Origin of the sequence: Streptomyces sp. NPDC046915, from assembly GCF_040644935.1 — a bacterium.
In the GTDB taxonomy this organism is placed as follows: Bacteria; Actinomycetota; Actinomycetes; order Streptomycetales; family Streptomycetaceae; genus Streptomyces.
Genome location: NZ_JBEYXB010000010.1, coordinates 21,595 through 37,715, shown reverse-complemented (window position 1 = coordinate 37,715; position 16,121 = coordinate 21,595). Strand labels below are relative to the sequence as shown.

Here is a 16,121-nt window from a genome sequence, read left to right as displayed (position 1 = left end):
TGGTCCCGGACGCGCTGGAGGAGTTCCTCGCCGCTCAGCCTCACTGGTGTCTCGGACGGCTTCCATCCGTCGTAGTAGACGCCGCGGTTCCGGTGGGTGCCGGATGCTCCGCCCGGCTTGCCGGGCCGGTCCGGCGGCGCGTAACGGTCGTCCGGCAGGTGGCGGGCGCGGGACTCCCCGACGGCCTCCCGCAAGGCTCCTGCGAAGCGCCCGGGTCCCCACGACCGGCCATGGACGGCGTCGAGGCGCTGCTCGGCCATGGCGGAGGTGCGGCTCGCGGCGCCTGTCGTTCCGGCCATCCCCGGCGAGGAGAAGGCACTGCCCGCGCCGACGCCCGGACGGTACGCGCCGCGCGCGGGAACTCACTCCTGAGGTCGGCGACTTGAACGAGCTGATGGAGCAGGCTCGACAGGATATCCGGGCGGCAGCAGCCGACATCTGAACACGACAGTCGATACGGCGGTGAACGGCATGACGGTGAAACTGAACGCGATGGCGTTCGGCCACGCAAAGAAACTGACCGAAGAGGGCCGGATCGTCCTGGACGACCGGGACGAGTGGAGCGAGCACCGGCCTTCGGCAGCGGACGAGAATGCCTACCTCGAGGAGCACGGATTCGGCGAGTACGCCAGGTGGTACCTGGGCATCGATGACGAGATGGGAGAGGAGACCAAGGGCCGGTACAAGTTTCCCTACGGCGATTTCGAGCGCGTCCACCGCTGCGGTGTGCTCTCTGCCGGGGTACGCGCCGCGCAGCAGAAATACGCGGACATCGAGAACGCCGCCGCGCACCTGCACGGACTGCTGGACGGCAGGCGGGCCGGGAACCGGTGACAGGGCCGGAAAAAGACGGGACGTCCAGTGGCGCCAGGCGTCGTCGCCCCGCTCGCCCTCCGCCTGGGATGGCTCGCTCCGGGGGACGTCCGGGTGCTGTTCCGTTGCGGTACGCTCGCCCGGCTCGTCGGGCGTCGTGATCAGGGGCTCCGGATTTCATGACGTAACCGAAGGCGTCCCTCGGCTTGCGGAACACCGTGTCGGCCTCGCTGCGCAGCGCCTCTGAAAGCGCCCGGGAGTCAGTCATTACCCCGCACCCGGGCGAGGGCGGAGTGCTGCGTCAGCCGCCGGCGACGGCGCGCACCGCCTCCTCGACCGGAGTGGACCCGCTGATCAGCTCGAAGATGCGCCCGGCGGTCCTGGGCTCGTGGAGCAGGGCGGCGAGCACCGCAGCCACGTCATCGCGCGGCACTTGGCCGCGGTCGGTGTGCTCGGCGAGCGTGACGCGGCCCCTACCGGGGTCGTCGGTCAGCATCCCCGGGCGCAGAATCGTCCAGTCCAGTCCCGGACGGGAGGCGATGTCGGCGTCCGCCTCGCCCTTGGCCTTCAGGTAGGCGGCGAACACCGGGTCGGTGCCGGGCGGCGGCGGGCTGTCCACGCCCATCGCGGAGATCACCAGGAATCGGCGCATCCCGGCGCGCTCGGCCGCGTCGGCGAGGAGGATGGCCGCGTTCCGGTCCACCGTCTGCTTGCGGGCCGCGCCGCTGCCCGGTCCGGCGCCCGCGGCGAACAGTGCCGCGTCGGCGCCGCCAAGGTGGCCGGCCACCTCGTCTGCCGAGGCGTGCTCCAGATCGCACACCACTGGCTCCGCACCGTCCGCGCGCAGGTCGTCGGCGTGGTCCGGGTTGCGGATCAGCCCTGTGACGTTGTCGCCGCGCGCCGAGAGCAGCCGGGTCAGCCGGCGCGCGATCTTTCCGTGTCCACCCGCGATCACCAAGTGCATAGGGTCATTCTTGCCACAGGCAACCGCTCACAGCCGGGCTGCTGGACTGCCGCGGCAGGTCGGGTCCCCCGGTTGCCGCAAAGTCGGCGTACTCGCGCACCGGGCTGATGCGCGAGACCATCCGGCCACCGGGTGTCGCCGCAGGTGCCCGGGGATTCGCGATCGCGATTCCGTCGTCAGGGGCGCGCGAGCCGGGCCGCGAGATAGGGCGCGGTGGCGCTGCGGCGGGCCCTCGCCACCTTGGCCGGCGGGCCCGCCGCGACCACCCGCCCGCCCGCGTCGCCGCCGCCCGGACCGAGGTCGATGACCCAGTCGGCAGTGGCGACCGTGGCCAGGTCGTGCTCGACGAGGACGACCGTGTTGCCGGCGTCGACGAGCCGGTGCAGCTGGCGCAGCAGCAGCGCGATGTCCGAGGGGTGCAGCCCCGCCGTCGGCTCGTCGAGCAGGTAGAGCGCGTGCCCGCGGCGGGCTCGCTGCAGTTCGGTGGCCAGTTTGATGCGTTGCGCCTCACCACCGCTGAGTTCCGTCGCGGGCTGGCCCAGCCGCAGGTACCCCAGTCCCACCTCGCGCAACGTCTCCAGACTGCGGGAGGCGGCCGGGACGGCGGACAGGAACTCGGCGGCGGCGTCGACGGACAGCGCCAGTACTTCCGCGATGTTCTTGCCGCGGTAGGTGACTTCCAGCGTTTCGGCGTTGTACCGGGCGCCTTCACAGGTCGGGCACGGCGCGTAGGTGCCGGGCAGGAACAGCAGTTCCACCGCGACGAATCCTTCGCCCTGGCAGGTCTCGCACCGTCCTTCGGGCACGTTGAAGGAGAACCGCCCGGCCGAGTAGCCGCGCGCCCTGGCTTCGTCCGTCACCGCGTACAGCTTGCGCACCGCGTCGAACATCCCGGTGTACGTGGCCAGGTTGGACCGGGGAGTTCGGCCGATGGGCCGTTGGTCGACGAGCACCAGCCGGTCGAACGACTCGACCCCCGACGCGTCCTGGACATCGACCTCCAGCTGCGCCTCGTCGGGCTCCTCGGGTACGAGACCGAGGTGACCGCGGACGACCTCGGCGAGCACCTGCGTCACCAGCGTCGACTTTCCGGAACCGGACACGCCCGTCACCGCCGTCAGTACGCAGAGCGGTACGTCGACGGACACGTCGTGCAGGTTGTGGCGGGAGACTCCGCGCAGGTGCAGCCAGCCGTGCGGTGTGCGCGGGCGGTGATCGAGCGGCTGGGCGCGCCCGAACAGGTACTGGCTCGTGGCCGACTCACCCACCCGCTCAAGACCGGCGGCCGGGCCGCTGTACAGCACGCGTCCGCCGCCCTCGCCCGCACCGGGGCCGATGTCGACCACCCAGTCCGCCCGCCGTACGACGTCCATGTCGTGCTCCACGACGAACAGCGAGTTGCCCGCCGCCTTGAGGCGGTCCAGCACGTCCAGCAGCGGTTCCGCGTCAGCCGGGTGCAGGCCCGCGGAGGGTTCGTCGAGGACGTAGACGACGCCGAACAGCCCCGAGCGCAGTTGGGTGGCGATCCGCAGGCGCTGCGCCTCGCCGGGCGACAGGGTCGTCGAGCGGCGCCCGAGGCTGAGATATCCGAGGCCCAGGTCGAGCAGTACGTCGATCCGCGCGACCAGATCGCCGCAGATCCGGACCGCGACCTCGGTCGTCTCCCCGGAGCGGGCGGTCGACGTGGTGGCGTCGGCCTCGGACCGCCCCGCGACGGGCCGCAGCAGCGCCACGACCTCGGTGAGCGGCATCGCGTTGATCTCGGCGATGGAACGTCCGGCGAAGGTCACGGCGAGCGCCTCGGGCCGCAGTCCGCTGCCGTGACAGGCGGGGCAGGGCACACTCCTGACGAACCGGAGCGCCCGTTCGCGCATCTTCTCGCTCTTGGAGTCGGCGAGGACGTGCATGACGTGCTTGCGGGCGCTCCAGAACCTGCCCTGGTAGCCGTAGTCGACGCGGTCCTCCTCCGGCTCGATGTACACGGAGGGCTGTTCGTCCGTGTACAGCAGCCAGTCCCGGTCCTTCTTCCTGAGCCTGCGCCACGGCCGGTCGATGTCGATCCCCAGGCCGTTCACGACACTGCGCAGGTTGGCGCCCTGCCAGGCGCCCGGCCAGGCGGCGATCGCCCCCTCGCGGATGCTCAGCGAGGGATCCGGGACGAACAGGTCCTCGGCGACGTCGTGCACGACGCCCAGTCCGTGGCACTCCGGGCAGGCGCCGGCCGCGGTGTTGGGTGAGAACGACTCGGCTTCCAGCCGTGTGGCCCGGGGCGGATAGGTGCCGGCGCGGGAGTACAGGATGCGCAGCAGATTGGACAGCGTGGTGAGGGTGCCGACCGTCGAGCGCGAGCTGGGCGACCCGCGTCGCTGCTGCAGGGCCACGGCCGGTGGCAGTCCGGTGATTTCCTGCACGTGCGGTGCGCCGACCTGTTGCAACAGCCTTCGGGCGTACGGTGCCACGGACTCGAAGTAGCGGCGCTGGGCCTCCGCGTAGAGCGTGCCGAACGCGAGCGAGGACTTGCCCGAACCGGAGACGCCGGTGAAGGCGACCATCGCGTCCCGCGGAACGTCGACATCGATGTTCCGCAGGTTGTTCTCACTGGCGCCCCGGACATGTACGAAGGGGTCGGTCGCGTCCTTGTTCACCGTTCCTGACTACCTGATCGCGCCGCGAACCGCGCGACAGGCGCCGTCACCGGGCCCCGCTCCCGGGGAACATCCGAGAGTGCTTCGCCGTTGGTCCGTATGTGGGCGTGAAGGGAACTGTGTCCCCGGGCCTCACGCCTTGCCCATGAGGACGAGCGTTCGGCTGAAGCCTTATGGGGCCCCCGCCGCGAGGCGACCGCCCTTCGCGCCCACTCTCGATCGGCCCCGGCTGGGGATCCCCCGAACCAGTCGGGGCCTTCGCCTGTCCCCGGGAGGACGAAGAGATCTGACCGTACCGCCCGCACCAGCCGACAGGGGCCGGCGTGTCACGCGGCGGCGGTGTTACCTCGGGGGCAGCTGTGGGCACTCGCGATCACGGGGACAGCCGACGAGAGGGAGTCATGCGGGTGTCGTCTCAGGGCGTTACGGTCGTGGCTCTTCTGGCGGATCCGGATGCGCCGACGGAGATCGCGCAGCGCATGGCCCGGGTGCTTCCTGATCGGCTCGCCGACAGGTCAGGCCAGGGGCGGCGGTTCGACGTCGAGGTGGTCAGTGAGCCCTTCACCGCGGGGACCGAGGACCTGTCCACGTTGACGCGCAGGATCATGGACCGCGGAAGTGCGGAAAACTGGGACATCGTCGTGGCCCTCACCGACCTTCCGCTGCACTCGCACGGGCGCAAGCTCGTGGTGGATCTGAGTCACGAACACGGCTTGGCGCTGCTGTCTCTTCCCACGCTGGGGGGCTTCCGGCTGCAGACCAGGGCCCGGCAGGCCGTGGAAGAAGCCGTGCTCAGCTTGGCGGGCCCGCAGGCCACTGGGTCTGAAGGGCCTCCGGGGAGTCAGCCGCTGCGGGGGCCCTTCATCCGTCGTCTCGCGCCCATCCATCCGGGCCAGGTCGGTGAGGAGGAGATCGCCGATCTGCGGTACGTCGTCAGTGGGCCGCGCGGTTACCTGAGGGTGCTCGGCGGTATGGTCCGCGCCAACCGGCCGTGGCGCCTGGTGCCGGGCTTGTCGAAAGCCCTGGCGGCCGCCCTCGCCACGGCAGCGGTCGCCACCGTGAACTCCACCGTCTGGACCCTGGCCACCTCCCTGAGCACGCCACGCCTGGTGATCGCCATGGTCGGGTCTGTCGCGCTCATGATCGGCTGGCTGATCGTGGACGCGAACCTGTGGCATCGAACGGATGAGGTCTCGACGGAGGCGAGCAAGAGGGCGGCTCTCTACAACGCGTCCACGATCATGACCGTCGGCATCGGGGTGGTCGTCTGCTACGCGGGTTTGTTGGTCATTGACCTGGTGTGGGCGCTGTTCATCCTCAACGACCGGCTGTTCGCTTCCACGACACGAACGCAGCTGCACGCCACGGAGTACTGGACGCTGGCCTGGTTCGTCGCTTCGGTCGCCACGGTGGGTGGCGCGCTGGGATCGGGCCTGGAGAGCGACGAGGCGATCCGGGCAGCCGCCTACTCCAAGCGCGAACAGGAGCGTCGCAGCGTGCTGCAGGACGACCCACGGTGACTAGCGGGTGACCTCAGTCGGAGATGTGCCGTCGGTTGGTGGTCGTCCGGGTCCGGAGATTTCCGCTGATCGGTCGGTTCGTGGTTGTTTCGTCTCGGGGGTCGACGGGGACCCGCACGGCACGCCGCCGGAGCGCCGAAGCTCCGCCTGGCGGGGCCGGCGGCAAAACGACCGTTCCACCTGATCCAGGAACGGCCCGCAGAGGCGTGCCGGAGCCCCGGACCCCGTCGCAGCAATTCCGAGAGTCAGGCTCTTTGCGCCCTCTCCATCACCGCCATGCCGCGACATCGAGGGAAGTCATCATGAAGGCAGCGGTATACGAAGGACCGCGAACGGTCACAGTGAAGGACGTACCGGACGCGAAGATCGAACACCCCTGCGACATCATCGTCAAGATCACCACCACGAACATCTGTGGTTCGGACCTGCACATGTACGAGGGCCGCACCTCGTTCGAGTCCGGCCGCACCCTGGGGCACGAGAACATGGGCCAGGTGGTGGAGGTCGGCTCGGCCGTCCGCAAGGTCCAGGTGGGCGAGTACGTGGTCCTGCCCTTCAACATCGCCTGCGGCTTCTGCAAGCAGTGCGAGCGGGGTCTGACCAACTACTGCCTGACCATGCAGCCGGAGCCGGCCCTCGCCGGAGCCGCCTACGGATTCGCCGACATGGGCCCCTATCAGGGTGGCCAGGCGGAGCTGCTGCGCGTGCCCTACGGCGACTTCAACGCGCTGCGTCTGGGCGAGGACGCCGCCGAGCGGCAGACCGACTACGTGATGCTCGCCGACATCTTCCCCACCGGCTACCACGCCACCGAGATGGCCCACGTCAAGCCGGGCGACCAGACGATCGTCTTCGGGGCCGGTCCCGTCGGGCTGATGGCGACCTACTCCGCCCTCCTCAAGGGTGCCGGCCGCGTCTGGACGGCCGACCACCAGCCCGACCGGCTGCGCAAGGCGGAGGAGATCGGGGCCATCCCGATCAACACCGCCGAGCAGAACCCGGCGGAGGTCGTCAAGGAGGCCACCCTCGGTCTGGGCGCCGACAACGGCTGCGAATGCGTCGGCTACCAGGCCCACGACCCCCAGGGACACGAGGACGCCAGCCTCACGCTCAACGGCCTGATCGACTCGGTCAGGTTCACGGGCGACATCGGCGTGGTGGGCGTGTTCCTGCCCCAGGACCCCGGCGGCGCGGAGGCCCAGAACGAGCTGGAGGCCCAGGGCAAGGTCCCGATCGACTTCGGCATGATGTGGTTCAAGGGCCAGCACATGGGAACCGGGCAGGCGCCGGTGAAGAGGTACAACCGGGCCCTGCGGGACCTGATCGCCGGCGGGAAGGCGAAGCCGAGCTTCGTCGTCTCCCACGAACTCAGCCTGGACGAGGCCCCCACCGCCTACGAGCACTTCGACGCCCGTGACGAGGGCTGGACCAAGGTGGTCCTGCATCCGAACGGACACGGGAACGGCCATAAGCGGTAAGAGAATCGGGGCCGCCGTGCCCCCTGTTTCCCCTGGGCCGGTCCGGGGGACGGGTGGCGATCTGCCCGTCCGCCGGACGGGCTTGGGGCAATCGCCGCGCTCCGGCCGGACCTGAACCAACAACGATTGCCCGCGCTCCGGCCTGGCGGACGGACGGCGGACGCTCAGCAGTGTCCGCAGGGGCAGCACCCCCTCCGGCGGCTGCGGCCGCCGGCCGGCCAGCGGGTCGTGTGGGAGGCTTCCTTGCCCGACGGTTGCCGCACCTCAACCAGGCCGACGCGACGCGCCAGGGCGTTCCGGCCAGGCGGACACCCGTGACGTGGCTGCGGGCCTTCGGGGAGGTCGTGCGATCCGGGCTCACGATCGAGGAGACGCGGCTGGAGCCCCTGCTCGCGCTGCGTGCGGCCGCTGGGGTGGCGATCGTCATCGGGCCGACGCTGTGGCTGGTCTCCCCCGCGTATGCGGCGTCCGCCGCCCTCGGCGCCTACTCCGCGGGTGGGGCCACCTTCCAGCGCAGCTGGCGTCCGCGCAAGGTGGTCGCGCTCGGCACGGGCGCGGGTCTGGCGCTCAGCACCTTCGTGGGCTACCTGGCGGCGGGGCGACTCGTGACGTTCCTGCCGCTGCTGGCCGTATGGGCCTTTGCCGCGGGTATGGCGTGGGCCGTCGGATCGACCGCTGGGATCGTCGCCGCGACGACCGTGGGCAGCATGCTCGTGACCATCACCTTGCCCACGAGCATCGGGCGCGCCCTGGAGCACGCCGGGGTCATCGCACTCGGGGGCGTGACGCAGGCCGTGCTGATCCTGCTGTTCCCGATCCGGCGTTGGGGAGCGCATCGTGACGCGCTCGCCGACGCCCTGGCCGCCGTGGCGGACTACGCCCGCCGGTTGCGGCACGACCCGACCGCCCCGTTCGACCCGGAGCCGTTGATGACGGCCCGGGACGCGGCTGCCGTGACGCCGTCACAGGCCCGCACCCGTCCCCCCGTCCTGCACGGCCCCCGGGGACTCGCCGAGCGCATCAGACCGGTGGTCGCGGCGCTCGCCGACCCGGACGTGGGCGCCCCCGCGGAGGGACCAGGGCGGGACCGCGCGCGGGAGTTGCTCGACGCGGCCGCCGACGTCCTGGATGCGGCCGCCCGGTCGATCCGCCGCGGCACTCCCGCCGAGGTGCGGCCCGAGAGCACGGACGTCCTGCGCGTCGACGAGGAGCACGAGGTGCTGGAGGGCCCAGCGCGGCAAGCCGCCGAGCGGCTCGTGGAACTGCTCGGCGAGGCGTTGGAGATCGCCGGTTGCGGCTGCGCGCCCGGGAGGACGCCCACGCCGCCCGGCCCCGCCGGCGCCGAGTTCCTGGTGCGCCCGACAATGCTCCGGCTGGTCCCGGTCGTCGTCCGGGCGGTGCGCCGTGAGCTCCGCCAGGACTCGCCCGTGTTCCGGCACGCCGTCCGCCTGGCGGCGGTGGCCACGCTCGGCTATCTGATCGCCGCTCGGCTACCCCTGGGCCACGGCTACTGGGCGCCCATCGCCTCGGTGATGGTGATGCGGCCGGACTTCCACCGGACGTACGCGCGTGCGGTGGCCCGTCTCGCCGGGACCCTGGCGGGGGTCGCGCTCGCCACCGGGATGGTGCGGGCCCTGGGCCCGGACGCCCACGTGTTCGGCGCGCTGGCGGTGGTCTCGGTGGGCCTGTCGTACACGCTGAACCGTACCGGCTACGCCTACTCCCAGTGCTTCACCGCCGCGTACGTCGTCTTCCTGCTCGGCATGGGCGGCCAGGCATGGGAGCAGACGGTCCCGGAGCGGGTGGTGCTCACCCTGCTCGGCGGGACCCTGGCGATGCTGGCGTACGTGGTGTTCCCCGCATGGGAGACACCCCGGCTGCCGGGCCGGCTCGCGGACTGGCTCGCCGCCAACGGCCGCTACGCGGCCGCGGTGCTGCGCGACTACGCCGAACCGACCCGGGAGCATCACGCCGACATGCGCAGGGCACTGCTGGAGAGCAGGGAGGCACGTGCCGCCTGGCAGGAGGCATACGACCGGGCACGGCAGGAACCGGTCCGCCCCAGGGGTCTGACGTCGCGGGAGGCGCAGGAGGCGCAGGAGGCGCTCAAGGGGTTCGGCCGCGCGGCGATGCTCATGGAGAGCCACGTCCCGCGGGCCGACAGCCGTTTCGTCCCCGAGGCGGAGCGATTCGCCGAGGCCCTGGAGACGGACACCGCGAAGGCAGCAGTCGCCGTGCGCGAGCACAGGAATCCGGACTGGGGACGCGTGGAGGAGGCGCTCCACGCGTGGGAGGACGCCGCCGCCGGCAACGGGAGCCCGGTCGTGCGGCGCGAAGCGGAACTGCAAAAAAGGGCCTTGGAGGACCTCGCGACAGCCGTGAGCCGCACGCCCCTGGAACGGGATGTCGGCTCTGCTCGCGAGGAGCAGCGGGTGCGGGCGACCCTGGCTGCGGAAGGTAACGGATCAGGGCCCGCGCACCGGGGTGGGTGACGGCGCGGCGACAGAGAGCGCCGCGCCTCCTGGAAAGGGGCACCTCCCGGAGGCCACAACCCCCCTTCATGACGATCGTCATAGGCATCCCGCAAGATGGCCTTGAGAACGTGGAATACGTTCATCTGGTTCCCGCTCTCGCCCCCGTCCGTCTCCAGCTCGTCCAGGAAGCGTTCGCTGACCGCCTTGTAGGCGGCGTAGCCGTCGGCGGCGAAGGTGCCGACCGTGACCGTCCACTGACCGGCGACATACGACTTCGACCCGGTGTCGACGCCGGACAGGTCGGCCAGCGGGTGGTCGTCGACATAGCCCGTGCAGCCGAGCTGGAACGGGGTCTCGTTCGAGTAGCCCGTCCAGCCGTTGGACCACGTGTTGTCGCCGTTGGCCATGCCGGAGAACGCGTTCCAGCCGTCGGAGAGCTTGTTGACGCTCCACTGCCACGGGTCGCCGACGAAGCTGTCGCCCACGCCGCAGAAGAAGCTGCCGATCGAGCTGCCCCAGCCCGAGTACCAGGACAGGCCATTGGGGTCGCTTCCCGAAGAAGCGGCCGGTGACCGGGTCGTAGTTGCGAACTCCGAGAAGGTTCAGACCGGAGGTGGCGTCGGCGGGCTTGCCCAGGTAGCCGTGGTTGCCGACCCAGCCGGTCGGTGAGGCGGACCGCGTCCCCCGTGGCTGGCAGAGCGCGGGCCGGCGGTGACCCCCGGCCCGCGCTGCGCGGTGTGACGTCGAGAGCGAAGCTCAGGGCAGGTGCCACACCTGGGTGGACAGCCCGTTGCAGGCGTAGATCTGAAGCTGGGTTCCGTTCGCCGTGTTGCCCTGGGGGTCGTCCAGGCAACGTCCGGACTGGGGGTTGTACAGGCTGCCGTCGGCTCGGGGGACCCACTGCTGGCCGCCCGCGCCGTTGCAGTCGTAGAGCTGGACCTTGCTGAAGTCGGCCGTGGCGTTCTTGTCGATGTCGAGGCACTTGCCGAAGGCGCGCAGGGTGCCGTCGGCGGCGGCCGTCCACTGTTGCCCGGGGACCTGGTTGCAGTCCCAGAGCTGGGCCGCGTTCTGGTTGGTGTTCGTGTTGGTGTCGACGTCGAGGCACTTGCCGGTGGCGCCCGGACCGGTGACGGCGCCCGCCGTGCGGACGCTGATGCCGCGCCAGGAGGCGGTGGTGTCGTAGTCGCGGACCCCGACCGAGCCGTGTGAGAAGGCACAGTCGTTCAGGCTCAGGTAGGCGGGATTGGTCCAGGAGCCGGACGGCGTGCCCTGGACGGAGAGGACGCAGCCGGTGACCTGGACGCTCAGGTGGTACCAGGTGCCAGCGGACAGGCCGCCGGAGATCGGCGTGCTGCCCAGCTGGGTCCAGCCGTGGCTCTCGCGTCCGATCACGAGGCTGGAGCCGGTGACACCGACGTAGTAGCCGTTGACGTCGTCGGCGCCGGTGGTCGGGTCGGTGGCGCGTACCAGGAAGCCGGCGTTGCCGTTGCCGCTCGTGCCGCCGAGGCGGACATCTCCCTGGAGGGTGTAGTCGGTCCAGCCGGTGGAGCCGGTGACGGCCTTGTTGCCGCCGGTGCCCGCGGCGGACTCGGTGTAGGTGCCGCCGGCAGCCGACCAGGTGCCGCCGTACCGCGTCCAACCACCGTCGTCGGAGGAGAAGTCGGCGGTGTACGGCAGGACGCCGGCGTTGCCCGTGCCGGTGAGCTCCTGACAGTCGTAGGGACCGGCGACGCCCGCCGCGCTGTAGCGCACGCTCCTGCCGTCGGCCGAGGGCAGCAGCTCAGGGCTGTAGTTGATGCCGCAGTTGGACGAGGCTCCACTGGTGGGCACCGCGATGGGCGAGGGCATCCAGGACCAGGAGCCGCTGCCGCCGGCGGTGTTGAGGAGGACCACCTGCTGGTTCTCGGGGGCCCCGCCGGCCAGGCGTGACTCGGTGTGGCCGGAGAGCATGAGCTCGCCCTTCGAACCGCCGGCCGGGCTCCAGGCGATGACGGGGGTGCCGTACAGCTCCCGGCCGTCGTCGGTCCGCGGGACGGTGCCCAGGTCGGAGGGGCCGCTGCCCCAGGTGTCGCCGTCGGAGGACGTCTTGGTGTGCACGAGGCAGTTCTGCGGACCGCACACCTCGTAACTGGCCACGTAGGTTCCCGTGGACGGGATACGGGCCACGGTGATCATGCCGGGCCGGTCCGCCCGAGTGGCGCTGGCGACGTCCTTGACCTCGCCGGGCGCCACCCGCGTGCTGCCGTCGGGGTTGGCGCTCCAGGTGTCACCGCCGTCCGTGGAGACGATGTGCCCGAGGAACTGGCTGTAGGCGGTGTTCTGGCGCTCGTCGGAGAAGTACATGAGCATCTTGCCGGCGGAGTCCAGGGCGACGAAGGGTTCCCAGATTCCGCTGCCGTCGGCTCCGTGCGCGGTCTGCGGGGCACCCACATAGGTCCATGTGGCGCCGTGGTCGGTGCTGCGCCATTCCCGGAACGTCACTCCGGACCGGTCGGCGGGCAGTGTGGCGCCCACCAGCAGCAGGGTTCCGGCCGGGTAGGACCCGAGGGTCCGCGGATACTCGAAGAGGAAGGGCTGGTAGGAGAAGGTGTCGCCGGGGACCGTCGACAGGGTGGACCACGAGGCGCCGTCGTCGGTGCTGCGGCGGATCACATACGAGCTGGAGCCGCCGTCGGTGCTCCAGTGCTCGAAGCTCGCGAGCAGTGTTCCGTCGGCCGAGCCGCTGTAGTGCAGGCGGATCATGCGGGTGTAGGCCATGCCCTCCGTGCCGGACGAGGGGCTGTACAGGACGTTGCCCGGGGTGTTGGCGAAGGCGCTGGTCGGCAGGGCGAACAGGCAGAGAAGGACCGAGGCGAGCAGGCTGAGCAGGAGGCGCGCACGCCGTCTGCGACGGTCGTGCGGTGGCGAAGCGGCCATGGCGGCTCCTTGCGCGGTGACGGGTGGGAGCGCGGCCCGTCCGTGCGGGGACGGCGGGCGCGGCGGGTACGGCGCGGGTACGGCGGGTGCGGCGGGCGCGGCGGGCGCCCTTTGCAACGATGGCAATGCCCGCAGTCGGGGAGTATGGAGCCGCACGACGGCCTGGCGCAATGCTTTGGCGGCAAGTTTTGCATCGATGCAATCACCTAGACTGTCCGCACCAGGTGTCCGCACCGCCGCGCACCGCCCGGCCAGAGAGGTCAACACGTCATGACGGCCCCCACGCTCCGAGACGTCGCCGAGCGTGCCGGCGTCTCGATCCGCACGGTGTCCAATGTGGTCAACGGCTACGCCCGGGTGACCGATGCCACCAAGGTGCGGGTCCAGGCGGCGATCGACGCGCTCGGATACCGCCCCAACCTGATGGCCCGCAATCTGAAACAGGGACGTACGCGCATCATCGCGCTGGTGGTGCCAGCGCTCGACGTGCCCTACTTCGCCGAACTCGTACGTCTGATCATCGGCGAGGCACGCGCCCGCGGATACGCCGTCCTCATCGACCAGACCGACGGCGACGTCGAACGGGAGCGGGAACTGATCATGGAGGCGTCGCGGGCGGTCAGTTTCGACGGCGTGATCGTCAGCCCGCTCGCCCTGACCGCCGCCGACCTCGAGTCGCGGCACGGCCCGGCGCCCATCCTCCTGCTCGGCGAGAAGATCTTCGACTCCGGCGCCGACCACGTCGCCATCGACAACGTCACCGCCGCACGGGAGATGACGGCCCATCTCATCGGCCTGGGGCGCCGGCGCATCGCCGCCATCGGCGTCCAGCAGGACCCCACGGACGGTACCGCGGTCCTGCGCACCCGCGGCTACCTGGAGGCGTTCGAGCAGGCCGGCCTCACCGTGGACGAGTCGCTCATGGTGCCCATCCCGCACTACGAACGCCGGCACGGAGCCGCGGCGATGACGCGGCTCCTGGACCACCCCGACCCGCCGGACGCCGTGTTCTGCTTCAGCGATCTGCTGGCCCTGGGCGCCATGCGCGTGGCCTTCTCCCGGGGCCTGCGCATCCCCGAGGACCTGGCGCTGGCCGGCTTCGACGACATCGAGGACGGCCGCTACAGCAGCCCCACCCTGACCACCATCGCCCCCGACAAGCACCAGTTGGCGCGTGCCGCGGTGGAGCGGATCCTGGCCAGGATCGAGTCCGACACGTACGACGCGCCCGTGGAGATCACGGCTTCCCATCGACTGGTGGTCAGGGAGAGCACAGTCGGTCCAGGGGCCGCCCGACCCGTGTGAGCTCGATGCCGTTTCGTTATGAACGGCGGATTGCATCGTTGCAAAGAATCGTCTGATACTCCGTGGCGTGAACGATTTTGCATCGATGCAAAGCGGCGCCTCCCCGGCGGGACACGGTCCCGGTCCCCGGGACGGCGGCGGTCCCACCGTGGCCGCCCCCGCGGCCCCGCCCCGGCCGGAGTACCCCCGGCCCCAGTTCGTGCGCCGGGACTGGCTCAGCCTCAACGGCACCTGGCAGTTCGAGATCGACCAGGCCGACACCGGTCTGGAGCGCGGCCTGCTGCACCGGGAACTCGCCTCCGAGATCACCGTCCCCTTCGCCCCCGAGGCCCCGCTGTCGGGCATCGGCTGCCAGGACTTCCTGGAGGCCGTCTGGTACCGGCGCACGCTCCGGATCCCGCACGAATGGGCCGGGCAGCGCGTCCTGCTGCACTTCCAGGCCGTCGACCACGACACGACGGTGTGGGTCGACGGGCACGAGGTGGGCCGCCACCGGGGCGGCTTCAGCGGCTTCACCCTCGACATCACCGAGTTCGCCGCCCCGGGCACCGCGCCGGACCTCGTGGTGCGGGCGCGGGACAGCCGGGCCGGCGTCCAGGCCCGCGGCAAGCAGTCCACCCGGTACGACACCTACGAGGCGTTCTACCCGCGGACCACGGGCATCTGGCAGACCGTCTGGCTGGAGCCCGTCCCCCGGGTCCACCTGCTCCGGCCGCGCATCACCCCGGACACGGCCGGCGGCCGGTTCCTGCTCGACCTCCCGGTCTCCGCCACGGCCCCGGGCCACCACTGCCGCGCCGTCCTCGCCGACAACGACGGAACGATCACCGAGGCGACGGCTCCGCTCGACGCGGACCCCACGGCACACCTCGTCCTGGACATCCCCGCCGAGCGGCGCCGGCTGTGGCAGCCGGGCGACCCGCACCTGTACACGCTCACCCTCGACATACACACCGCCGAGGGCGAACTGGTCGACTCGGTCGCGAGCTACGCGGGCCTGCGGTCCGTGACGATCGACGGCCACGCCGTCCTGCTCAACGGGCGGCGTGTCTTCCAGCGTCTCGTCCTGGACCAGGGCTGGTACCCGGGCGGCCTGATGACGGCGCCGGACGACGAGTCCCTCGTGCGCGACATCGAACTGTCGATGGCCGCCGGCTTCAACGGCGCACGCCTGCACCAGAAGGTCTTCGAGGAGCGGTTCCTCCACCACGCCGACCGTCTCGGCTACCTGGTGTGGGGGGAGTTCGGCGACTGGGGCGCCAGGGCGGGAGCACGGCCCGAACACCAGGCTCCGACCGCCTCGTTCATCACCCAGTGGCTCGAAGTCCTCCAGCGGGACTACTCGCACCCATCGATCATCGGCTGGTGCCCCCTCAACGAGACCTTCCAGAAGATCACCGACCGCATCACCGTCCTCGACGACGTCACCCGGGGCATGTTCCTCGCCACCAAGGCCGCCGACCGGACCCGGCCGGTGATCGACAGCTCGGGATACTCCCACCGCGTGCCCGAGACCGACGTCTACGACTCCCACAACTACGAGCAGGACCCCGAACGCTTCGCGCGTGACATGGCGGGCCTCGCCGACGGCAAGCCGTACGTGAACGCGGCACCGGACGGCAGCGCCTGGTCCCTGCCGTACGCCCAACAGCCCTACTTCTGCAGCGAGTTCGGCGGTATCCACTGGCCGACCGACCAGGCGGGGCTGCCCGACACCGGTTCCTGGGGCTACGGCACCACGCCCCGGAGCGAAGAGGCCTGGTACGAGCGTTTCGCCGGCCTGGTGGGCGTCCTGATCGACGACCCCCTGATGTTCGGTTACTGCTTCACGCAGCTCACCGACGTCTTCCAGGAACAGAACGGCGTCTACCGGTTCGACCGGACCGAGAAGCTCGACGTCGCACGCATCCGGAAGATCCAGTCCCGGACCGCGGCCTACGAACTCGACCAGCCCTGACGGGCGCCGGCGCATGCGTCCCCCCGCGCCGAAGCAACCATCCCGTCCG

Annotated in this window: 10 protein-coding genes; 7 read left to right on the top strand and 3 right to left on the bottom strand. The window is 70.9% G+C overall.

Annotated elements, in window-relative coordinates; all coding sequences use genetic code 11:
- The first annotated feature begins 471 nt into the window (after positions 1-471).
- Positions 472-834: a hypothetical protein gene (locus tag ABZ915_RS25550; RefSeq protein ID WP_361807526.1), complete on the top strand. Its 363-nt coding sequence runs from the start codon at positions 472-474 to the stop codon at positions 832-834.
- 280 nt (positions 835-1,114) lie between these two features.
- Here the strand turns inward: ABZ915_RS25550 and ABZ915_RS25545 are convergent, their stop codons facing one another.
- Positions 1,115-1,777: an SDR family oxidoreductase gene (locus ABZ915_RS25545; protein ID WP_361807523.1), complete on the bottom strand. Its 663-nt coding sequence runs from the start codon at positions 1,775-1,777 to the stop codon at positions 1,115-1,117.
- 176 nt (positions 1,778-1,953) lie between these two features.
- The gene (gene uvrA, locus ABZ915_RS25540) at positions 1,954-4,422 is read right to left on the bottom strand and encodes an excinuclease ABC subunit UvrA (RefSeq protein WP_361807520.1); all 2,469 of its coding nucleotides are present in this window, start codon (positions 4,420-4,422) and stop codon (positions 1,954-1,956) included.
- 431 nt (positions 4,423-4,853) lie between these two features.
- Between uvrA and ABZ915_RS25535 the strand changes: the two genes are divergently transcribed.
- The 4 genes from ABZ915_RS25535 to ABZ915_RS25520 all read left to right on the top strand — a co-directional run bounded on the left by ABZ915_RS25535 (position 4,854) and on the right by ABZ915_RS25520 (position 10,563).
- Positions 4,854-5,942 carry a hypothetical protein gene (locus tag ABZ915_RS25535; RefSeq protein WP_361807517.1) on the top strand — a complete coding sequence of 363 codons (1,089 nt, stop codon included), beginning with the start codon at positions 4,854-4,856 and terminating at the stop codon, positions 5,940-5,942.
- Positions 5,943-6,244: 302 nt separating this feature from the next.
- Positions 6,245-7,420, top strand: a complete 1,176-nt coding sequence (locus ABZ915_RS25530) for a glutathione-independent formaldehyde dehydrogenase (RefSeq protein ID WP_361807514.1) — start codon at positions 6,245-6,247, stop codon at positions 7,418-7,420.
- 314 nt (positions 7,421-7,734) lie between these two features.
- Positions 7,735-9,912, top strand: a complete 2,178-nt coding sequence (locus ABZ915_RS25525; RefSeq protein ID WP_361807511.1) for an FUSC family protein — start codon at positions 7,735-7,737, stop codon at positions 9,910-9,912.
- A 360-nt stretch (positions 9,913-10,272) separates the two neighbouring features.
- Positions 10,273-10,563, top strand: a complete 291-nt coding sequence (locus ABZ915_RS25520; RefSeq protein ID WP_361807508.1) for a hypothetical protein — start codon at positions 10,273-10,275, stop codon at positions 10,561-10,563.
- Positions 10,564-10,650: 87 nt separating this feature from the next.
- On the opposite strand, the gene ABZ915_RS25515 is transcribed toward ABZ915_RS25520, so the two are convergent.
- Positions 10,651-12,810 carry a ricin-type beta-trefoil lectin domain protein gene (locus ABZ915_RS25515; RefSeq protein WP_361807505.1) on the bottom strand — a complete coding sequence of 720 codons (2,160 nt, stop codon included), beginning with the start codon at positions 12,808-12,810 and terminating at the stop codon, positions 10,651-10,653.
- A 270-nt stretch (positions 12,811-13,080) separates the two neighbouring features.
- Here ABZ915_RS25515 and ABZ915_RS25510 point away from each other — a divergent pair, with 270 nt between their 5' ends.
- Both ABZ915_RS25510 and ABZ915_RS25505 read left to right on the top strand, forming a co-directional pair.
- Entirely contained in the window at positions 13,081-14,115 is a 1,035-nt protein-coding gene (locus ABZ915_RS25510) for a LacI family DNA-binding transcriptional regulator (RefSeq protein ID WP_361807502.1), read from the top strand.
- A gap of 67 nt (positions 14,116-14,182) precedes the next feature.
- Positions 14,183-16,072 carry a sugar-binding domain-containing protein gene (locus ABZ915_RS25505; protein WP_361807499.1) on the top strand — a complete coding sequence of 630 codons (1,890 nt, stop codon included), beginning with the start codon at positions 14,183-14,185 and terminating at the stop codon, positions 16,070-16,072.
- Positions 16,073-16,121 lie beyond the last annotated feature (49 nt).